We start from the raw sequence: 22,558 nt of genomic DNA, 5'->3' as shown, positions 1-22,558 counted from the left end.
GCCTGTTCGCTATCACTCGAGTCACGAATTTTCACAAATTTTTTCATGAAGCAAACCGAATTTAATTCGTGTAGATTTGTGCCAAAAAATAATAAAAATGCCGGATGAAATTTTTCATCCGGCATTTACTTTTAAAAATTAATTCGTGCTAATTCGTGCAATTCGTGGCGAAAAAATTATATCTTTTTCAATCCCTTTAATTCTGTTGCATTTCCTTCTTTGATACTAATTGCAACTCCACCACCCGGAGCCAAGTATTGTTTTAAAACTGTTTTTGAAGTTATAACAACTTTAGTCACCGTATATTTTTGCGGATTTACATTCCAGTTGGCTTCTTTTGCATCAGCATAAATAGTAGCGATGAATTTTTTGCCTGCAGGCAGATAATCAAAAGTGATGTTTGCCGTTCTTGCATTTTCATCGGTAATTCCACCAACGAACCAAGCGTCTTTTCCTTTTGCTTTACGTGCAATTGTGATGTAATCTCCAGGTTCAGCTTCAAGAATATAACTGTTATCCCAATCGACAGCAACATCTTTAATAAATTGGAAAGCATCTGGAAAACGTTCGTAATTCCCCGGAATATCAGCTGCCATTTGCAACGGACTGTACATGGTTACATAATACGCCAATTGTTTTACCAAAGTAGTATTTACACGTTGCGTACTTCCAGTTCCGTAATACGAAAGATCAGTTTGGAAAATCCCCGGCGTATAATCCATTGGGCCTCCCATTAATCTTGTAAAAGGCAAAATCGTCGTATGATCCGGCGCTAATCCTCCCATTGATTCAAACTCAGTTCCGCGAGCAGATTCCTGTGCAATCCAGTTTGGGAAAGTTCTGTTTAAACCCGTTGGACGAACCGCTTCGTGACTGTCAATCATAATTTTATAATCGGCTGCACGTTTGGCTACGTTAATATAATGATTCACCATCCATTGTCCGTCATGATGTTCGCCACGCGGAATAATTTTCCCAACATAACCAGTTTTTACAGCATCGTAACCGTTGTCATTCATAAATTGAAATGCACGATCTAAACGACGCTCATAATTAGTTGCAGATCCCGAAGTTTCGTGGTGCATGATAATTTTTACTCCTTTTGAAGCTGCATATTCATGAACTGCTTTTACATCAAAATCTGGGTAAGCGGTAACATAATCAAAAACTTCTTCTTTCCAGTTGTTGATCCAGTCTTCCCAGCCAATGTTCCATCCTTCGATCAGAATGGCGTCGAAACCATTTTTAGATGCAAAATCAATATATTCTTTGGCGCGTTCTGTTGTCGCTCCGTGTTTTCCATTCGGCGTAAGCTTAGTGAAATCATCAGTCAACTTTACATTGTTTTCTTTTCCGAAAGCCCACGTACTTTTTCCAGCAACAAAATATTCCCACCAAATTCCGATATATTTTACTGGTTTAATCCATGAAACATCTTTGTAACTTGTAGGTTCGTTAAGGTTCAGAATTAATTTTGAAGCCAGGATTTCAGTTGCTTTATCGCTAACCACAATTGTTCTCCAAGGTGATTGTGCGTCGGTCTGAATATAACCTTTTGCGCCAACGGCATCTGGTGCCAAATGACTGCGCATTTTATTGTTTACGGCATCAACTTCAAGATACATTGCCGGATAATTGATTAAACCCGCTTCGTGTATATTGATGTATAAACCATCATCAGATTTCATCATTGATGGCGTTTGAACAGAAAGTTCTTTTATTGGCCATTGTGAATTGATTTCGATAGTCGCTTTTTTCATCAACGAAGGAATCTCAGAAATTTTCGAAGTGGTGTAAGCATATTCGTTGGTATCATAATCTCCCGGAATCCAGAAAATTTTATGATTTCCAGCCAAATTAAATTCGGAACGCTCTTCCTTAATTACAAAATAACTTAAATCATTTTGCTTTGGAAATTCATATCTAAAACCTAATCCGTCATTGAATAAACGGAAACGGATTCGAATGTAACGGTTGTTGTTTTTCGCCTGCGCTAAAGTGACAACCAATTCGTTGTAATGATTGCGGATTGTTTTTTCTTCGCCTAAAACCGGATTCCAATTTTCATCAACCGAAGATTGTGCGGTATTTGTTATCGTAAAACCATCCATGAATGAAGGCAAATTTTGAAGTTCTAAACCTAAAGAACTCGGCTTAATAACTGCTTTTTGTTTATATGATAATTGATAAGATGGAATTCCGCCTTCTTTCAATTCAAATTTTAAAGAGAGATTTTTGTCAGGAGAATTTATTTCCTGCGCCTGAATCCAGACAGAGTTTGCGCACACAAAAAGTAAGAGCGCGATTTTTTTGCCCAAACGAATTTGAGAATGCATTTTTTTGGATTGAAAATTCATGTTATTTAGTTTTTTGCAAATCTAATTTATTAAAGGCATTAATTACTTTTTCAGGATTAAATATTGGTACGCATTTAGACTTATTTCGGTACCAATTGTAACCGGATTTCCTGTTAATGCATTTGTCCAGGTTGTATTTGCCAATGCGGTAGACGCGGTATATTTAACAGCTTTATTTTTGATGTTTGCTATAAATTAGAAGCAGGCAGCACTTCTGAAAAAACTTTTTTAAGGCATCAAGATAGGCAAAGCCAAAGGTATAATCGAAACCAGCATCATAATGATTGGCTCTTGTCCCCTTGGTTATTAAAATCATTTTTTGGTTTTTGATTTTTCGGATTTCGGTAATGGCCTGCGACCAGAAATTCATCGGAACTAAATCCGCAGCATTACATCTAAAACCATCAATATTGACATTGTAAACCCAGTAAAATATCGCGTCGATTATGGCTTTTTCATGTCATTATTGGGTATGGTTTAGAAATTTAATAAAATAAAAAACCCTTTTGTCTTGTTTTGAAAAGACAAAAGGATTGTATGATAAAAATTCTGTTGATTCGAAATTTAGTTTTTCAGATCTTTAATCACTTTAAAAGCAACATCAACCTGATCTTCTCCTACCAAAATAGTAAATTCATTTGAAGTTGAAATTACCTCATTGATAATAATTCCTTCCCAGGCCAAACGTTGAAAAATGAAGTAATAAATCCCCGGAACTACGATGTTTTCTTTTGGTAATTTTACTGTGATTGAAGCAAGATTATCTAATTTCTGAATTAATTTTTCTCTCATAAAGTGTTTCTCAACCAAATGATTAACACTACTGCTCACCACAATGTTAGTTTCGTTTACGCCACGAGATGAGGTATAAAAAATATCTGATAAAGCATTAATATCTGAAATTAAATCGGCTTGTTTGTTTAAAACGGTTTCTGAAGCTGCAAAAGTGTAATCCGTCAACTCAGATCGAACCGTAATTTCACCAATGTTCTTGATGACTTTATTGATTTTATGATTCAGTTTAAAATCTAATTCTTCAGTGAGTCGTTTAAGCGACATTACAACAGCGCCTTGTTTTACTTCTTTTCCAAATTCACTTTCCAATTCGGTCATAATGTTCCGTGAAAGAGAAGTTAGATTGATGATTCCAAGCGATAACGCATTTAATAAAAAAGGTTTTGTTTTGATGTAATTTTCTACAATTGAAGAAACAGTTTTCATAATTTTTCTTTTTTTTTTGTAACTTAATCTGTGTTGGTTTAGTTAATAGTGATGTTAAAAATCTTGACAAAGATAAATAAAAAAACAATTTGTTACAATTATAACAAAAGAAAATTATGTTAAAAGTGATAAAAAGCATCAGTAAGATGTTCAATTGCAAATGTTTCGCCTGTTTTTAAGATGGCAATAATGTCAAACCGAACATCAAAATCATGTTCAAAATCCTTTTCCCTATAGTTTATGTAGGCATTTACTGCTTTTGTCAATAATTGAATTTTTTTAGGCTTTACAAAATCCTGTGGCGAACCAAAATCTAAACTAGACCGAGTTTTCACTTCAATTATCGCCAGAAAATTATCTTTTTGTGCAATAATATCAATTTCAGCCTTCTGAAAAACCCAATTTCGATCCAGAATTTCATAACCATTTTGCTGGAGAAATTCTACGGCAAGTTCTTCGCCTTTTTTTCCGAGTTCGTTGTGTTCAGCCATTTTTTTAAGTTATAAATTAGAGTTATAAGTTTGATTTACAGCTTATTGAGGTATAGAATTTAGATTTTTAAATTTAAAATTGCACGCAAAGACGCAAAGTCGCAAAGTATAGGTTTCTAGACTTTGCGACTTTGCGTCTTTGTTTGATATATCGTGGTATTTTTTCTTAACTCAGAAAATAATAGGCAGTATATTATTTTTGAAAAACAACTGTGCTTCCAGTTGCATTTACATCAATAGTAACTGTATTTCCCATAATAAGCGCTCTATTGTCTCTGATATGACCGGCTGGGAAATTAAAAATCACCGGAATATTGTATTTTTTGGTAACATCGTCAATAATTTCCAGGGCATTTTTTCCCCAAGGCACTTCGTTATCTTTCATGCTGGTCATGGCACCAATAACAATTCCCTTTAGGTTTTCAATACAGCCATTGCGTCGCAGATTCATCATCATACGATCAATATGATAAAGATATTCGTCTAAATCTTCGATGAATAAAATTTTATCCTTGCAATCAATAGCCGATGGTGACCCTAATAAACTATACAAAATAGATAAATTTCCGCCCACTAATTCGCCAGTTGCTTTCCCGAAACGGTTCATCGGATCAGGCGCAACAGTATAGGACAAAGGCTCTCCAAATAAACTTGCTTTCAGCGAATTGATCGCTTCCGGAGTATTTCGGGCTACACTGACTGGCATTGTACCGTGAATTGATTTGTATCCCATTGTATTTAAATGATTGTGCAACACGGTCACATCACTAAAACCAATGACCCATTTTGGGTGTTTTTTGAATTTGGTGAAATCAAGTAAATCGACCATTCTTACCGTACCATAACCACCACGAACACACCAGATTGCTTTAATATTTGGGTTATCTAATTGGTGTTGAAAATCGGCTGCACGTTGTTCATCAGTTCCGGCTAATTGGTTAACATCCAATCCGATTGTGGTTCCAATAACAGCTTCTAAACCCCAGCTGTGCAATAAATCAATAGTAGGTTTTAGATTGTCATCGATATTTTTTCTGGCAGTTGCCAAAAGTGCTACAGTATCGCCTTTTTTTAAATAAGGTGGTGTTATCATGTTTTGTTGAGATTGACAGGTGAATGATTGTAAGGCAAAAATAAGAAATACGAATTTATAGCGGGTAAAGTGTTTCTTTATATTTTGAGATAGGAGGTGGTTCATAATTTCTTGTACTTGTAAATAGAATAGAAAAACAAATATAGAGATTTTAAAAAACTAAATAATTAGAAATTTCTTACAAAATAATAATTTGTTTAATTTTAGCCTTTTAATTATTGAAATTTATGCACAGCTTTAAAATCCGTTTCTATTTACTTCTTCTTTTTTCTATTGCAGGTTTACAAGCACAGTCTAAAAAATACAGTATTCACACTGTCGCATTTTATAATTTCGAAAACTTTTTTGATTTCAATAACGACATTAATACCAATGATGATGAATGGACACCAACAGGAGCTCAACATTGGACAGAAGAAAAATATCAACAGAAATTAAAAAACCTTTCAAAAGTTTTATCCGAAATCGGAACACCCGAAAATCCAAATGCACCAACATTAATTGGCGGTTCCGAAATAGAAAATCGCGGTGTAATCGAAGATTTAATCAAACAACCCAAATTACTCAATTTCGATTACGGAATCATTCATTTTGATTCGCCGGATAAACGCGGAATCGATGTTGCATTATTGTATCAGAAAAAATACTTCAAACCTATTTCATACTCCAATATACCTTTAATTATCTACAAAGATAAAATCGTTATCAAAGAGAATAAAAAAGAAGAAACGGAAAGTGATGAACCTGAAATTATAAGCGAAAACAATAGAGTTTTTACGCGAGACCAGCTTTTAATTACCGGTTTTTTAGAAGGCGAAGAAATAAGTATTATTGTCAATCACTGGCCGTCGCGCTCGGGTGGCGAAAAAGCATCAAGCAAATTTCGCGAAGAAGCAGGAAAACTAAACCGGAAGATTATTGATTCGCTTCAAAAAATAAATCCGAACGCAAAAGTACTTACAATGGGTGATTTAAACGACGGACCCTACAATAAAAGCCTGAAAATTGCTTTAGGTACAAAAGCAAAAAAATCTGAAGTTCCAGAATTTGGCACCTTTAATCCCTTTGAAGAAATGGCCAATAAAGGAATGGGAACAATTGCTTTTCGCGATTCTTGGGATATTTTTGACCAAATTATAATGACAGAATCTTTTATACGACCCGATTTCGAATCTTTTAAATTTTGGAAATCAGGCATTTTCAATAAATCGTATCTCATTCAGACTTCTGGTCAATACAAAGGATATCCATTGCGTCATAGTCAAACCGAAGTGGGTTTCAGCGATCATTTTCCCGTTTATATTTATTTGATAAAAGAAAAGAATTGATTTTTTTACCGTAGAGGCGCACAGCAGTGCGTCTTCATTTGTCAAATTAGGCACGTTTAGACGCATTGCTGTGCGCCTCTACAGAAAACTTTTTCTTAACTTAGCTACTTACAAACTCAGTACCACTAAAAAATGGCAATAGCAAAACCTTTCAACCTTACTAAATGGATCGACGAAAACCGTCATTTATTAAAACCACCAGTTGGAAATAAAAATCTCTATGTTGATTCAGGCGATTATATTGTGATGGTTGTTGCGGGTCCGAATGCCCGTAAAGACTATCATTACAACGAAACCGAAGAACTTTTTTATCAACTTGAAGGATCTATAAAAGTCGTAATTCAGGAAGATGGCGAACGTAAAGAGATGGAGCTAAATGCCGGCGATATGTACTTGCATCCAGCCAAAATCCCGCATTCTCCAGTGCGTTCTGCGGGTTCAATCGGATTGGTAATCGAGCGCAAGCGTGCCGGAAAAGGATATACTGATGGATTGCTTTGGCATTGCGAAAACTGCAATCATAAATTATACGAAGTCTATTTTGAATTGCATAACATCGAGAAAGATTTTCTGCCTCATTTCGAACATTTTTACAATTCTGAAGACCTGAGAACCTGCGATAAATGCGGAACTGTAATGGAATCAGATCCTAGATTTACAGCGAAGAAATAGTTTTATTAGGAGCTATTTCCCGCTATCCGTTTCAATCTTTTTTATTGTAGAAAAAACAATAAAAAAGGATTTCCACTGCTATCGGGGCTAGGGTATCCGTTTTCACAAGAAGATTTAGTTATTACAATTAAATAAAAAACCATTAAGAGATTAAGTTTGGTTAAGTATGAAATCTTAATTTTTCTTAATCTCTTAATGGTTTAAATTTTTTTGTTAAAGAAAATCAGTTAAATCATTGTAATCTGTGGCCAAATAAAATTACAATTCAAAACTCTTCCCTTGTTCAGGAAAAATTATCTTCAAACCTAAATCATTCTGATTTTTCAATTGTTCTTTAATTTTTGCAATATTCTTAGCCGGTGGTTTTAAATGTGTGATGATAATTTTAAAACCTTTTAAAGAATCTTTTCCTGCTAATGTTTCTAAAACATGAAGCTCTTTCATCAAATAATTTGGAGTCAAATGCCCAAACAAAAATTTGTCAGGCTGTTCATTTGGATAAGAAACTTCAATAAAAATTCCTTTCAGCTGTTTATTTTTAACGAGTGGAGCAATTGCGGTCCATAAAGTTTGTAAGTCGTTGCTTTTTTCTACTTCATCAGATCCTGTATCGCCAAGATATAGAGCATAATCATTTTCGTTTTTAACTAAAAAAGCAGTACTCTCAAAAGGATTCACGTGACTTAGCGAAAAAGCTTTTACAGTCATTGTAGTATTCGTCAGTGGAGTTTCTTCTGCAATATTTAAAGTTTGAAAATGATATTTTTTCAGCGGAAAACCAACACCCTGATCGCCAAAATTTACCCAGGTCTGATCGTTGAAATAATGATTTTCCATCATTTCTATACATTTATTGGTAGCGTAAACTGTCTTTGAAGAATCGGCTGGCGAGTTGATAATTAAGCCCGAAACGTGGTCTAAATGGGCATGTGAAATTAAATAACCTTTTATATATTTTCTTAAAACTTCGCTAGTAGAAACTTTGAAGACTTTGTTTTCGATTGCTTTTTCAATTCCGGAATTTAGGGTTCCGGCATCAAGACAGATATAATCTTTTGTGTTCGTTGGAGCAATCAAATAAGCGGATAAATTTTTCTCATCTATTCCGCCTTTCACGCCCAAAGGAACAACCTGAAATGCTGATTTTTGCTCTTTTTGAGAAAAAGCATTGAAAGAAATTAAAACGAAACAAATTAAAAACCGGTTTAAAAAGGTCATATCTAAAAAATTTTATACTGCAAATTTCATCAATTAAAGTGAATAAATAGGCGGGTTTGCCCGAAATTCATATTAATTAACCCTAAATTTACTTTGATTTTAACAACGTAATTCAACCAGAATTCAACGCGAAATAATATCTTTACACAAAAATATAACAATTTTAACTAAAAAAGTTACAATGACAACAATAGCATCGCAATTTGGAATGAATGAGGCTCTGGATAAATTGGGCATCAAATTGATAAATGAAGGAACATCAACAGGTTTGCAAAATTTTTCATCAGGAGAAATTTTGAATAGTTTTTCACCAGTTGATGGAAAATTAATTGCTTCTGTAAAAATGTCAACACAAGAAGATTACGAAAAAGTAATGCGATCCGCAACGGAGGCTTTCAAAACATTTCGTTTAATTCCGGCACCACAGCGTGGCGAAATTGTACGTCAGTTTGGAGAAAAATTACGTCAAAATAAAGAAGCTCTTGGTAAATTGGTTTCCTATGAAATGGGAAAATCTTTGCAGGAAGGTTATGGAGAAGTTCAGGAAATGATTGATATCTGTGATTTTGCTGTTGGATTATCGCGCCAATTACACGGATTAACAATGCATTCTGAAAGACCGGGTCACCGTATGTATGAGCAATATCATTCATTGGGTGTTGTGGGAATTATTTCTGCATTTAATTTTCCAGTGGCAGTTTGGGCCTGGAACACTGCTTTAGCATGGATTTCTGGTGATGTTTGTGTTTGGAAACCTTCTGAAAAAACACCTTTATGCGGAATTGCTTGTCAAAATATTATCGCACAGGTGATCAAAGAAAATAATCTTCCTGAAGGTATTTCTTGTCTTATTAATGGTGATTACCAAATAGGAGAATTAATGACGAAAGACACTCGTATTCCGTTAATTTCAGCAACTGGTTCAACACGAATGGGAAAAATTGTTGCCCAGGCAGTTGCAGGCCGTTTAGGAAAATCATTATTGGAATTAGGAGGAAATAATGCAATCATTGTTACGCCAGATGCGGATATTAAAATGACAGTTATTGGAGCCGTTTTCGGAGCTGTCGGAACTGCCGGACAACGTTGTACTTCAACACGTCGTTTGATTATTCACGAAAGTATTTATGATAAAGTTAAAGATGCTTTGGTAGCAGCTTACAAACAATTAAGAATTGGAAATCCGCTTGACGAAAATAATCATGTGGGGCCACTTATTGATACGCACGCTGTCGAAATGTATGCAGTTGCTCTAAACAGAGTTGTTGCCGAGGGTGGAAAAATTTTAGTAGAAGGAGGGGTGCTTTCTGGAGAAGGATATGAAAGTGGCTGTTACGTAAAACCGGCAATTGCTGAAGCTGAAAATTCATTTGCAATTGTACAGCACGAAACATTTGCTCCGGTATTATATTTAATTAAATATTCCGGTGAAGTTGATAATGCAATCGATATTCAGAATGGAGTAGGGCAAGGATTATCATCGGCAATTATGACAAATAATTTACGTGAGGCTGAGAGATTTTTATCAGTTGTAGGTTCTGATTGTGGAATTGCAAATGTAAATATCGGAACTTCTGGAGCTGAAATTGGCGGTGCTTTTGGAGGTGAAAAAGAAACAGGAGGAGGCCGTGAATCTGGATCTGATGCCTGGAAAATTTATATGCGTCGTCAAACCAACACGATTAATTATACAACTAGTTTGCCATTGGCACAAGGAATCAAATTTGATTTGTAAAATTAGTTAAGAATATTTTTGAAATAGTAGTAGAAAAAAAGGCTTCCAAATTTTTGGAAGCCTTTTTACTTTATAATGAGCAAGAAATGTTATTTTTTGATGATTTTTTTAGTTACTGTACCTTCTCCGTTTGTCATTTTTACAATATAATTGCCAGTTGGTAGATTGCTCACATCAATAGTTTGGGTGTTTTTATCGACAGTTTTCACCAATATTCCTAATAGATTATAAATGTCAACTCTTTCAATATCTTGCCCGGAAATAAAAATTTGATTCGTAGCAGGATTTGGATAGAGTGTCAATTTACTTGTTTCAAATTTTGAACCTAATCCCAGTGTACCAGAATAAACCGTCTTCATATAAAATAAGTTAGCGGTATTTTTTTTGGCAATTATATGATTTCCACCTTCTAAATCTATGCTAATTATTCCGCCGTTTGCAGTATAAGCAATGTTATCTACTATTGCGGTGGCTGCTGCTTCGATAAAAACTAAAGTTAGTGTGCTTGCCTTAGATGTTTTATAAGTAATAGTTGTTGCCGTTTCCATTTTTAGGCATTGCGTTAATGTTAATCCATTATAGGTAACAGTTCCTTTGTTTGTGGCAAGATTTCCAGTAATTGCATAAAAGCTGTTGTCCTTTCCTTTCTCTGTAAAGTTATGTACAAGATCTGCAGGCGGTGGCGTTACCACACCTTCAAGAGTTATAGATCCTGTTGCATTTGCAGGGGTTCCGCTTGCACCGGTTGTTTTTATTGAGAATGAAATGTTAGCTGTTGGAGTTCCTGAAATTGTGATTTTTTTAGCTGTAGTATCTTTTACAAAACTTACTCCAGATGCTGGTAATCCTGTTACGGTTGCATCTGTTGCGTCACCGCCCCAAGTATAAATCATTGGTGTAATTGCTGTGTCAGCACTTACAGTTTGATTGTTGTCCGTATCTGTAGAAAGTGTCTGACTGGTTACAACGGCAACAGTTTCGCCTTGTACAGCAACCATTGTAGAAGTATAAGTGCTAAGAGCGTTTTTTAATGCTGCGATAACTGTTGATGATGCATCGTCAATAGAATTGTTAAAAGTCCATTTTAAATCACCGCCAGAAACGCGTCCTGCATATTGTATTACTTTATTTTTTGCGGTAGCAGGTTGTTCTATAATAAGGTTTTTTACATAAAATGAAGCGTTGGTATCAAAGTTATTGTAGGTGTTGGCTCCGGAAAATGATAACACAGTTGATGGAACCTGATCCTCTCTATTTGTTACTACATAAGCATCAAAATCTGTTGTAGAATTAATTTTTCCTGCAATATTGAATAATGGGTTTGTATCTCCATAAGCTACAAAGCGCATATTATTTGTCGCAATATCGGTATCGAATGTATTGTTGAATGCTTTAATGGATCCGCCGGCTTCACCTGAAAAAGTACCCATAGTGCCCGGATTATTTTTTTGACCAGCTTCGTCCCAAACGTCTGTACCTTGTAGTGAAGTCATCATTGGATGTTTGCTATTACGATAGTAATTACCTTCTACAAAAAGTGAAGAACCCATAGTCGAACCTGCGCCGTATTTTGAAACACCGTCATAATAATTATTGTAAATATGGGCGGAATAAAAACGTACACGCGGGTGACGTGAATCGGAGTGGTCAAACCAGTTATGGTGATACGTTATATAGAGTCCGGTTGTAGTGTCTTCACTTAATCCTAAGAGACTTGATTTTCCACTATCCCAAAAGTGATTGTATGAGAAGGTAATAAACGTCGACCCTTTATTGTCCATTGCTCCATCTCCTTTTATTTGATCGGCATCTGAACCTGCGTCTCCATAAAATAAATCACAATTATGAACCCAAACGTGATCGTTTTTATCCTGTAGTCCTACATTATCTCCTGCTGTACTGTTACAGTTCATGAATCCCAGATTGCTAACTTCAATATTTGAAGCAGATTTTAGACGAATACCCATTCCATTTATTACGGCATCATTTCCAATTCCTTCAATTGTTAAATAGCTGCTTGCATTGTTAGTGTTTTCAATTGTAATATCGCCACCTTCCATTACGGTCATATCAGTAATGTTTCCAATTAATCGGATGATAAATGGGCGGGTATCTTTCCCTTTTTTAATACCGTATAGAATATTTTGTAACCCAACACACGGATTGGCGCTGGCTCCTGTAATATTCATGGAAATAGTGTTTTTTGTGTTTTGAGTGATGTAAAGAATTACGGCTCCGGTTTTTGGAGTTCCGTCTGCATTGTATCCTCCCGGAACTCGTCCGCCATCAAAAGCAAAACCTGTTCGATCTTGCGGTAATACTGTTAAGCTCGATGTTGTGCTTCCTGTTCCTTCTACACTAGCTGTAACTGGTTTTACGGTTATCGTATAATTTCCGGCCGCAAGTCCTGGAATGTCTGCACGAAAATAAGATCCATAACTGCGGATTAATTCGTTATCGATTTTTTTGTTTGTTTGTCCGCCTCCTGTATAGTAAACATTGTACGTGTCAGCTCCCGTGAGCGGTGTCCATTTTACAAAAGCTGATTCAAGCCAGCCAGAAGATTCGGTAAAGGTTATCTGTTGGGCCGAAAGTGGTAAAATAGCCAGCAGGAAAATAAGATAAAGTAATTTTTTCATCATTAGTAGAGTTTTTTAAGTAGTTAGTTTGTGGTTTTTGGAGATTTCGATTCTTTTTAGATAATTTAAAATTGTAATCGATTACACAAACATATGCATATTTTTTGAATTCTAATTATTTTATGATTAAAAAATACATCATATAAAAAAAATACTAAATTTTTAACATATATGTAATAAATTACACAAAATGCAATTTATTACATATTCTTGAAAAACTTTTTAAATTGAAATTATTTGGATCAAATGAATCTGCTTTTTAAGAGACCTACTTTGTTTAAAAAACAAGATTCCTGATTTGGGTAAATACATAAATGTATTGATAAGAATGTATTTGTTTAAAAAGGCGCATAAAAAAAAGCCCTTTTGAATTTCAAAAGGGCTTTTTTTTATGTGTTGTAGAAAAAATTATTTATTGTTTGCTAATTTAGATAATAATCTTAAAAATTCGACGTATAGCCAAACTAGCGTAATCATTAATCCCATAGCGCCAAACCATTCCATGAATTTTGGCATTCTTTGCTGAACTCCTTTTTCGATTTGATCGAAATCTAAGAAAAGATTTAAAGCTGCGATGACAATTACAAAAACACTAATTCCAATGCTCATCATACCATTTCCATAGTGTACCGGTGTGAAATTGAAAATTAGGGAAGCTAACCAAGAAAACAAGTAGTACGTTGCTATTGCCAGTGTCGAAGCAATAACTACAGACTTGAATTGCTCAGTAACTTTTACAATTTTAAATTTATATAAACCTAAGCAAACTAAGAACGTTACTAAGGTTGCGCTAACAGCGTTGACAACAATTCCGGGATATTTAATTTCAAAAATAGCAGAGATTCCTCCAATAAATAGACCTTCAAATAACGCATATCCCGGGGCTAAATATGGGGAAAGCTGCGGTTTGAAAGAAGATATAACAACTAGAATTAAACCAACAATTGCACCTCCAAAAGCAGGCAAAATTGGATTCATTCCGTTGAAAGCCATCCACCATGTTACCATAGCGGCAGCCGTTAAAATTAAAAATAAAATAGCTGTTTTATTGATAGTACCTGACAAAGTCATTTCCTGATTGTAATCAATAATCTTTGCTTCGTGCACTTCTTCAGCTTTTGAAACAGCATTTGATGAAAAACGCTTGTCGCTTAAAAATGGATTTTTTGAATTGAAGTTCATATTTCTAATACATTTAATTGTACTCAAATATATGGAGTTTTTTTGAAGTGCAATTGTTTCTGTAAAATTTTTAACATGAAATTTTCTTTGTTCTTACAAGGCTTTAAAATAAAAAGTCCATCAAAAAAACTCTTGATGGACCTGTATTTATTTTGATGTAATTTTTAGTTCAATAAATCTAAAACTAAAGATGGGAACAAACCTAAAACAATATTTAATACCATTGAAATTATTGCAACGGCATAAATAAGAAATGGCTTTCCGGCACGTTCTTGATTTGGTTCTTTAGAGTACATTGCCAAAATTAGTTTGAAATAATATCCAACACTAATAATGGAGTTGATAACAGCTACAATAACTAAAGCGATATATCCAGCTTCGATTGTTTGGTTAAATAAAAATAATTTAGCAAAGAATCCAGAGAAAATTGGAATACCAGCCATCGATAATAATGAACCGGTTAAGATTGCAGCCAATAACGGATTAGTTTTTCCTAAACCATGGAAATTGGTGATATCTTCGTTATCCTGATTTTTGCAAACGTATAAAATAACACTAAATGCAGCGATTCCCGCTAATGCATAAGCAGCAGTGTAATAAAGTAAAACTCCTGCTGAGGTTGCGATCGTCAATAATGTCATCAACATAAAACCTGCATGTGAGATTCCTGAGAATGCCAACATACGTTTTACATTTACCTGACGCAATGCCATTATATTTCCAACAGTCATAGAAGCAATAGAAATGATAACAACAATAGTTTCAAAAGTTGGTAATAAATCCTGATTATCAAGTGATGGGATTAAATTCAATGCTGAGATTAATTTATATAAGGTTGCAATAGCTACTACTTTTGCCAAAGTACTCATTAAGGCTGTTGTCAAAGCTGGGGATCCTTCGTAAACATCCGGAGCCCAAAAGTGAAATGGAACTGCTGCTACTTTAAACAACATTCCAATTACCATCAAAACCATCCCAATAGGGAACCAAATTGGTAATTCGGCAGATAAAGAACTTTCGCTGATTTCAACAACGTCAAAACTTCCCATGGCTCCGTAAATCAAACAGATACCAAATAAAATAATTCCTGATGCAAATGATCCCATCAAAAAGTATTTCATACCGGCTTCGTTACTTTTCAGATTTAAACGCTCACTTGCTGCAAGTACATATAAGGCAATGGATAAAATTTCGATTCCTAAAAAGAACATCGCTAAGTTTCCAAAAGAAACCATTGCAACCCCTCCTGCCAATAAAAATATTTTTATAGCAACAAAATCTGAGATTTTGGTAGGATGATTTTCATAGAAATTATGACTTAATGCCACTAAGAAAATGGTCAGGATAATAAACAATGAAGAAAACGCAGTAGAGAATTTGCTCACTGTGATCATATTGTTGTAGTAACTTTCTGTTGATCCAAATTCAGAAAAATTAAGTGCCAAAACGCCCAATAAACCAAGAATGGTGATTGGAACAATGGCTTTTCTTAAATTAAGAATTTCAAATAATAGGCAGAAAATACCCAATCCTGTTATAGCTATTAATGTATTCATTTTTGCTTTTTTGATTTAGGAAATCCAAACTACAGATGTCCTAATTTATTTTTATTTAAAATATTAATTTTTATTGATAACGCTCAAAATCGTTTCTAAACTTGGTGTAATCAAATCTGTAATTGGTTTTGGATAAAATCCGAAGAAAATTAAAACAGCTATAATCACTACTAATGAAATTCCTTCATTAACAGATACATCTGCAAAAATTTTCGAATTTGTTTCGCCTAACATTACATTTTGAAACATCTTAAGCATATAATAAGCTCCTAAAATAATAGTTGTTCCGCCTAAAACAGCAAACCAGATATTAATTTGAGATAAACTATATAGAACTGTAAATTCTCCTACGAAGTTAAAAGTTGTTGGCAAAGCTACAGACGCTAAAACCAAAATTAAAAACATCGAAGTGAATTTTGGCGATTGCGTACGAATACCACCCAATTCAGAAATGTTTCTGGTTTCAAATCTTCTATAAATAATTTCAGCAGCGTAGAATAATCCAACTACAACAAAACCGTGAGCGATCATTTGTAAAACTGCTCCGCGGAAACCGTCAATAGTTAAAGTGTAAGTTCCGGCAGCAATTAATCCAACGTGAGCAAGAGAAGAATAAGCCAATAATTTCTTTAGATCTTTTTGTCTTAAAGCAACGATTGATCCGTAGATTACACCTGCAATTCCTAGAGCGATGAAAATATGCATGTATTCTTTTGCAGCAAGAGGTGCAATTGGCAATTGCCAACGAATAACACTGTATAATCCCATTTTTAACATGATACCAGATAAAAGCATAGTTCCAACAGTTGGTGCTTTTTGGTACACATTTGCCTGCCAAGTGTGGAAAGGAATAATTGGAATTTTGATTGCGTAAGCTAAAAAGAAAGCTAAGAATATCCATAACTGCTCATCAGCAGATAAGTTTAATTTGTATAAATCTTCGATTAGGAAACTTCCGGCTTTTTGGTACAAGTAAATGAAAGCAACTAGCATGAACAGTGAACCTGCAAGTGTGTAAATAAAGAATTTAACCACTGCTTTTCTGCGTTCTTCAGCATCTCCATTACCCCAAATAAGTGCAATAAAGTAAATCGGAATTAAAGCTAATTCCCAGAAAATATAATATAAAAGACCATCTGCCGCCAGGAAGGTTCCTGTCATAGCAAAAGCCATAAATAAAATTAAAGCATAAAAACCTTTAGCATTTTTATATTCATTCCCAAAAGAAGAGAATATAATAATTGGCGTTAAAGCTACGGTCAATAAAAGCATAGCAATTGCCAATCCATCAGCATTTAGCGCAAATGAAATTTTAGGTTGTGTAATCCATGCATTAATTACACTGATGTTTTCACCAGCACAAAAATGATTTAATAAGACAACCGAACAGCCCAAAGCTGCCAAACTAAAGAACAAAGCTACTTTTGATGCTAGTTTATCACCAACAAAATAAGTGACAAATGCACCAATTAAAAGAATAATTAATATAAGAGAAACGTTCATAGTTATAAAATTATTGAGCTAAAAATATATAGGAAATAATGGCACAAAGACCCAAAACAAAAGCAAATAGATATAATCCGATACTTCCGTTTTGTAATTTTTTACCTTGAAAAGCCAGTTCATTAGTTACTTTGCCTAATCCGAAAACAACTGCTGATAAACCTGTTTCAACATAATCTCTAAAGAATTTTGACAATCCGTTTATAGAGCGTACAAATATCGCATCGTAAATTTCGTCTACGTAATATTTGTTGTATAAAACTTTGGTTAAACCAGTGATATTCTCATCTGATTCAGGAACATTATCTTGTTTGAAATATTTGATATAAGCAATTAAGATACCGATCAATCCGCCTAAAACAGCAACTCCCATTAGCGTATATTCTGTTGTACCTAAATGATGTTCATCTCCGGCCACTTTTGTGAAAAGTGGAGCCATATATTCATTTAGCCAGCTATTTCCAGGAAGACTGATAAGACCTCCAAAAGTTGCTAACAAAGCTAATATCATTAATGGGAAAGTAATCAATCCATCACTTTCATGTAAATGATGTTTTTGCTCTTCCGATCCTCTGAAATCTTTGAAAAAAGTAAGGAATATCAATCTGAACATGTAAAATGCTGTCATGATTGAAGCAATAGATCCGATAACGTATAAAGGAATACTATGGTGAAAAGCAGTCATTAAAATTTCATCTTTAGAGAAGAAACCTGAAAACAAAGGAACACCTGAAATAGCTAATGATGAAATCAACATCGTCCAGAAAGTGATTGGCATTGCTTTACGTAAACCACCCATTTTACGCATATCTTGCTCTCCGTGCAATCCGTGAATTACAGATCCTGATCCTAAGAACAAACAAGCTTTAAAGAAAGCATGTGTAATTACGTGAAAAACGGCTACTTCATAAGCACCGAATCCTAACGCTAAAAACATTAAACCTAATTGAGAAACAGTAGAGTAGGCTAATACTTTTTTGATATCTGTCTGAACTAAACCAATTGTTGCTGCTACTAATGAAGTTACAGCTCCAACAATTGCAATTACTGTCTGAACGTCTGGCGCTAAATCAAAAACAAAGTTTAATCGCGTTACCATAAAGATACCAGCAGTAACCATCGTCGCTGCGTGAATCAATGCCGAAACCGGAGTTGGTCCAGCCATCGCATCAGGTAACCAGGTGTATAACGGAATTTGTGCTGATTTACCACAAGCTCCAATAAACAAACATAAAGCTGCTAATGAAAGTAAAGGCAAGTTCAGATTTGTTGCTCCGGCAATTGCTGTTTTTAAAGTTGCATAATCTAAAGTGGAGAACATTGAACCAAGAATGAACATTCCGATTAATAAACCTAAATCTCCAATTCTGTTCATGATGAAAGCTTTTTTCGCAGCATCATTGTAATCCTGGTTTTTATGCCAGAATCCAATTAATAAGTACGAGCAAAGTCCAACACCTTCCCAACCAATAAACAATACTAATAAGTTGCTTCCAATTACAAGCGTAATCATGAAGAATACGAATAGATTCAAATACGCGAAAAACTTATGCATATTCTCATCATCGTGCATGTAGCTGATAGAATATAAGTGAATCAATGATCCAATTCCAGTTACAAAAAGCAACCATAAAACTGATAATTGATCTAATAAAAATCCTAGATTAATATGAACATTACTGATCTGGATCCAGTCAAATAAAGTTACCTGAATGGCTTTTCCAGTTGAAGTAATTTGATTAAAAAGTACAAGTGTAACCACAAAAGAAACTGCTACGGCAACTGTTCCGATAATACCCGAAACTGTTTTTCCTAAGCTTTTCCCGAAAAAAACATTGATTAAAAATCCTAAAAAAGGAGATAAAACTAAGACTAAAGCTAAATTGGTATCCATTTCCATTTATCCTTTTAAATTTTTTAAATTATCGATACTAATTGAGCCTAAATTTCTAAAAATAGAAACCAAAATGGCCAATCCTACCGCAACTTCTGCTGCAGCAACTGCCATCGAAAAGAACACAAAAACTTGTCCTTGTGCATCTTGATGATACGTTGAAAAAGCAACAAATAAAAGGTTAACTGCATTCAACATGATTTCGATAGACATGAAAACGATAATAGCATTTCGTCTGTACAATACACCAAAAACACCAATACAAAAAAGTACAACACTTAAAAAGATGTAGTTTTCAATACCTATTTGATTTAATATATTACCCATTATTTATTTAATTTTTCTTTTTTAGACAATAATACTGTTCCAATCATGGCTACTAAAAGCAAAATCGAAGCAAATTCAAACGGAACCATGTATTCGTTCAATAATATTTTACCCAATACTTTTATAGATTGAAAATCTTCTCCAGTCGAATCATATTCTCCAACAATTGGTTTAGAATTGATGAAAATTGTAATCAATACAATAACAATTAAACAAAAAGAAACAATAGCACCCAAACGAGTAATTCTTGGTCTGTGAACCTGATGGCGCTCATTTAAATTCATTAACATAATCGTAAACAGGAACAAAATCATAATTGCTCCCGAGTAGACTATAATATGTACGATAGCCAAAAATTGAGAGTTTAATAGTAAATAATGACCGGCAATTGAGAAAAAACAAATCACTAAATAAATAGCACTATGAATTGGGTTTCTGCTAAAAATGGTCAAAAATGCGGTCATCACCGTAATAAACGCTAAGAAACAAAATATTATTTGTACAGTTGTTGCGTGTGCAAAATCAGGAATATGTATCATTTAGTTAGCATTATTAAGTTGAGCATTTTTGATCGCCACATCAAGAGGCATCACTAATCTGTCTTTTCCAAAAATGAAATCTTCTCTTTCATAACTAGAAGGAACCAAAACTTTTGAAGTTGTCAAATAAATGGCATCTTTCGGGCAAGCTTCTTCACAAAGACCACAGAAAATACATCTTAACATGTTGATTTCGTAAATCTCAGCATATTTTTCTTCTCTATATAAATGTTTTTCATCTGGTTTACGCTCAGCAGCTTTCATTGTGATTGCTTCTGCAGGGCAAGATAAAGCACACAAACCACAAGCAGTACAGTTTTCACGACCTTGTTCATCGCGTTTCAACTGGTGTTGACCACGATAAACCGGACTCATTTCACGCACTTGCTCTGGGTAATGAATGGTTACTTTTTTTCTGAAAAGGTGTTTAAGTGTAATGAACAATCCTTTCACAATCGCCACAAGATACAATCGCTCCCAAAAAGTCATCTCTTTGTTCGAGACCATCTTTTTTCTACCCGATAATGATATAGTTTCTATTGACATTTTTTAATGTATGATTTACGATTCACAATTTGACGGTTAAATCAAATCCAAAATCTATTTTATTTTTAATTTGTAGCTAATCCTGCTATCAGCTGTATCTTTTGTTTTTTAAAGAAAAAAACAAAAGGATGCTGCTTCTATCAGGGCTAGGGCACTCAGGTATTAAAACCCTAAGTATGCTGCGATATCATGTCTTAAAATTACAACTCCTGTAATCATGATATTCACAATCGAAAGCGGAATTAAAATTTTCCATCCCAAATTCATTAATTGGTCATATCTAAATCTTGGAATTGTCCAACGAACCCACATATAGAAAAAGATCCAGAAGCATATTTTAGCAAATAATACTGCAATTCCTAAAACGTTAGCTATATTAACTCCTGCATTTTCTACCATCCATTGCATTCCTGGATAATTGTATCCTCCAAAAAACAATACTGATATAATGGTAGCAGAGATAAACATATTGGCATACTCAGCAAATAAATAGAATCCCATTTTCATAGATGAATATTCAGTATGATATCCACCAATTAACTCAGACTCACATTCTGCTAAATCGAAAGGCGTTCTGTTTGTTTCTGCGAAAGCACAAATCAAGAAAATCAAGAAGGATAATGGCTGATAAAAAACATTCCAGTTCATCCCAGCTTGCTGCTCAGAAATTTCTTTTAAGCTTAAAGTTCCGGTCATCATCAACAATGCAATCATTGATAATCCCATAGCAACTTCATAAGAAACCATTTGCGAAGCCGCACGAACAGCTCCCATCAAGGAAAATTTATTGTTTGACGCCCATCCACCAATCATGATTCCGTAAACTCCAACAGAAATTACTCCGAAAACATATAATAAGGCAATATTTACATCTGTAGCCTGCAATAAAACGTCACGTCCAAAAACATGTAGTCTGTCTCCCCATGGAATTACAGCGCTGGTCATCAAAGCCGTACTCATGGCAATTGCCGGACCAACAACGAATAAAAATTTATTAGGCGTGTTTGGCTCAAATTCTTCTTTTGAGAATAATTTCATACCATCTGCAAGTGGTTGTAATAAACCTCCCCATCCGGCACGGTTTGGTCCTACACGATCCTGAAGAAAAGCCGCAACTTTACGTTCAGCCCAGGTAGAATACATCGCCATAATCATTGTTATAGCAAATACCACAACAATTACAACACTTTTCTCTATAATAAACGTACCATCTACCATCATTAAGAAATTTTGTTGTTAGTGTTTAATGGAATTTCAGCCATACTAATTTTTTTACGGTCAATATCTCTACCCATAAGGATAGTTTTTTCAGTATCGATTTCTACTTTCTCTAATTTTTGAGTGTAGTTATTTTGATTGATAACAGAATCTTTTTCAAATTCTCTTGGTCCTTCAATAACCCAGTCATTTACGTTTTTGTGATCAAAACGACAAGAGTTACAGATGAATTCTTCCACTTCATGATACTCGTCTTTACGACCCGTTACACGTTGAATTTCTCCTCCAAACATCCAAACGGTAGTTTTTCCGCAACATCCCGGAGTTGTACATTCTCTGTGTGCATTATAAGGTTTGTTGAACCAAACTCTTGATTTGAAACGGAAAGTTTTATCAGTTAATGCTCCAACAGGACAAACGTCAATCATATTTCCAGAGAATTCATTGTCAATAGCTTTTGAAATCCCTGTTGAAATATTAGCGTGATCTCCACGATCTAATACCCCGTGAACTCTGTTGTCTGTCAATTGATCTGCAACTTGTACACATCTTTGGCATAGAATACAACGGTTCATATGCAGTTGAATATTTGGACCAATATCTTCTGGTTCAAATGTTCTTTTTTCTTCAATAAAACGTGATTTTGGATTTCCGTGCTCAAAACTTAAGTTTTGCAAATCACATTCTCCAGCCTGATCACAAACCGGGCAGTCAAGCGGGTGATTGATCAATAAAAATTCTGTTACAGATTTACGGGCTTCCGTTACTCTGTCAGAAGATTTACTGTTTACTTCCATTCCGTCCATACATCCTGTTACACAAGATGCCATTAACTTCGGCATTGGTCTTGGGTCAGCTTCGCTACCTTTAGCAACTTCAACTAAACAACAACGACATTTTCCGCCGCTGCCTTTTAATTTTGAGTAATAGCACATGGCTGGCGGTACCAAATCTCCACCAATCATACGTGCAGCCTGCAGGATCGTTGTTCCTGGCTCTACGTCTATACTTTGACCGTCTATGGTTACTTTCATCTCTT

The 22,558-nt window shown here is 34.7% G+C and carries 19 protein-coding genes; 3 read left to right on the top strand and 16 right to left on the bottom strand.

Annotated features, from left to right (window positions below; all coding sequences use genetic code 11):
* Positions 1-176: 176 nt before the first annotated feature.
* From J2X17_RS01965 to J2X17_RS01945, 5 genes are all read right to left on the bottom strand, one after another.
* Positions 177-2,336: a glycoside hydrolase family 97 protein gene (locus J2X17_RS01965; protein WP_310294170.1), complete on the bottom strand. Its 2,160-nt coding sequence runs from the start codon at positions 2,334-2,336 to the stop codon at positions 177-179.
* Between the two features lie 193 nt (positions 2,337-2,529).
* On the bottom strand, positions 2,530-2,673 hold the full coding sequence (locus J2X17_RS01960; protein WP_310294168.1) for a hypothetical protein: 144 nt from the start codon (positions 2,671-2,673) through the stop codon (positions 2,530-2,532).
* A gap of 248 nt (positions 2,674-2,921) precedes the next feature.
* The gene (locus J2X17_RS01955) at positions 2,922-3,578 is read right to left on the bottom strand and encodes a hypothetical protein (protein ID WP_008466087.1); all 657 of its coding nucleotides are present in this window, start codon (positions 3,576-3,578) and stop codon (positions 2,922-2,924) included.
* A 119-nt stretch (positions 3,579-3,697) separates the two neighbouring features.
* The gene (locus tag J2X17_RS01950; protein WP_310294165.1) at positions 3,698-4,069 is read right to left on the bottom strand and encodes a YraN family protein; all 372 of its coding nucleotides are present in this window, start codon (positions 4,067-4,069) and stop codon (positions 3,698-3,700) included.
* Between the two features lie 193 nt (positions 4,070-4,262).
* On the bottom strand, positions 4,263-5,162 hold the full coding sequence (locus J2X17_RS01945; RefSeq protein ID WP_310294164.1) for a S66 peptidase family protein: 900 nt from the start codon (positions 5,160-5,162) through the stop codon (positions 4,263-4,265).
* 227 nt (positions 5,163-5,389) lie between these two features.
* Between J2X17_RS01945 and J2X17_RS01940 the strand changes: the two genes are divergently transcribed.
* Both J2X17_RS01940 and J2X17_RS01935 read left to right on the top strand, forming a co-directional pair.
* Positions 5,390-6,490, top strand: a complete 1,101-nt coding sequence (locus J2X17_RS01940; protein ID WP_310294163.1) for an endonuclease/exonuclease/phosphatase family protein — start codon at positions 5,390-5,392, stop codon at positions 6,488-6,490.
* A 132-nt stretch (positions 6,491-6,622) separates the two neighbouring features.
* On the top strand, positions 6,623-7,162 hold the full coding sequence (locus J2X17_RS01935) for a 3-hydroxyanthranilate 3,4-dioxygenase (RefSeq protein WP_310294162.1): 540 nt from the start codon (positions 6,623-6,625) through the stop codon (positions 7,160-7,162).
* Positions 7,163-7,420: 258 nt separating this feature from the next.
* Here the strand turns inward: J2X17_RS01935 and J2X17_RS01930 are convergent, their stop codons facing one another.
* Positions 7,421-8,380 carry a 3',5'-cyclic-nucleotide phosphodiesterase gene (locus J2X17_RS01930; RefSeq protein WP_310294160.1) on the bottom strand — a complete coding sequence of 320 codons (960 nt, stop codon included), beginning with the start codon at positions 8,378-8,380 and terminating at the stop codon, positions 7,421-7,423.
* 181 nt (positions 8,381-8,561) lie between these two features.
* Here J2X17_RS01930 and amaB point away from each other — a divergent pair, with 181 nt between their 5' ends.
* Positions 8,562-10,115, top strand: coding sequence for an L-piperidine-6-carboxylate dehydrogenase (gene amaB, locus J2X17_RS01925; protein ID WP_310294158.1), 1,554 nt, complete (start codon positions 8,562-8,564; stop codon positions 10,113-10,115).
* 89 nt (positions 10,116-10,204) lie between these two features.
* Here the strand turns inward: amaB and J2X17_RS01920 are convergent, their stop codons facing one another.
* From J2X17_RS01920 to J2X17_RS01875, 10 genes are all read right to left on the bottom strand, one after another.
* On the bottom strand, positions 10,205-12,757 hold the full coding sequence (locus J2X17_RS01920; protein ID WP_310294156.1) for a pectate lyase family protein: 2,553 nt from the start codon (positions 12,755-12,757) through the stop codon (positions 10,205-10,207).
* A gap of 405 nt (positions 12,758-13,162) precedes the next feature.
* Positions 13,163-13,936 (bottom strand): Bax inhibitor-1/YccA family protein, encoded by a 774-nt coding sequence (locus J2X17_RS01915; protein ID WP_310294154.1) that lies wholly within the window; start codon positions 13,934-13,936, stop codon positions 13,163-13,165.
* Between the two features lie 164 nt (positions 13,937-14,100).
* Positions 14,101-15,492 carry an NADH-quinone oxidoreductase subunit N gene (locus J2X17_RS01910; RefSeq protein WP_310294152.1) on the bottom strand — a complete coding sequence of 464 codons (1,392 nt, stop codon included), beginning with the start codon at positions 15,490-15,492 and terminating at the stop codon, positions 14,101-14,103.
* A 63-nt stretch (positions 15,493-15,555) separates the two neighbouring features.
* Positions 15,556-16,995 carry a complex I subunit 4 family protein gene (locus J2X17_RS01905; protein ID WP_310294150.1) on the bottom strand — a complete coding sequence of 480 codons (1,440 nt, stop codon included), beginning with the start codon at positions 16,993-16,995 and terminating at the stop codon, positions 15,556-15,558.
* Between the two features lie 10 nt (positions 16,996-17,005).
* On the bottom strand, positions 17,006-18,889 hold the full coding sequence (gene nuoL, locus J2X17_RS01900; RefSeq protein ID WP_310294148.1) for an NADH-quinone oxidoreductase subunit L: 1,884 nt from the start codon (positions 18,887-18,889) through the stop codon (positions 17,006-17,008).
* Between the two features lie 6 nt (positions 18,890-18,895).
* Entirely contained in the window at positions 18,896-19,216 is a 321-nt protein-coding gene (nuoK, locus tag J2X17_RS01895; RefSeq protein ID WP_026982591.1) for an NADH-quinone oxidoreductase subunit NuoK, read from the bottom strand.
* A complete protein-coding gene (locus J2X17_RS01890) occupies positions 19,216-19,755 on the bottom strand; it encodes an NADH-quinone oxidoreductase subunit J family protein (RefSeq protein ID WP_310294146.1) in 540 nt (179 codons plus the stop codon). Before J2X17_RS01890 ends, nuoK begins: the two co-directional genes overlap by 1 nt.
* Positions 19,756-20,301 (bottom strand): NuoI/complex I 23 kDa subunit family protein, encoded by a 546-nt coding sequence (locus J2X17_RS01885; RefSeq protein ID WP_310294145.1) that lies wholly within the window; start codon positions 20,299-20,301, stop codon positions 19,756-19,758.
* 162 nt (positions 20,302-20,463) lie between these two features.
* Positions 20,464-21,522: an NADH-quinone oxidoreductase subunit NuoH gene (nuoH, locus tag J2X17_RS01880; protein ID WP_310294144.1), complete on the bottom strand. Its 1,059-nt coding sequence runs from the start codon at positions 21,520-21,522 to the stop codon at positions 20,464-20,466.
* Positions 21,522-22,553, bottom strand: coding sequence for an NADH-quinone oxidoreductase subunit G (locus J2X17_RS01875; protein WP_074662550.1), 1,032 nt, complete (start codon positions 22,551-22,553; stop codon positions 21,522-21,524). Before J2X17_RS01875 ends, nuoH begins: the two co-directional genes overlap by 1 nt.
* Between the last annotated feature and the right edge of the window lie 5 nt (positions 22,554-22,558).

The organism is Flavobacterium aquidurense (assembly GCF_031458035.1).
GTDB classification, from domain to species: domain Bacteria; phylum Bacteroidota; class Bacteroidia; order Flavobacteriales; family Flavobacteriaceae; genus Flavobacterium; species Flavobacterium aquidurense_C.
The sequence above is the reverse complement of the archived record's forward strand: the minus strand, read 5'-3'. Positions and strand labels throughout refer to the sequence as shown.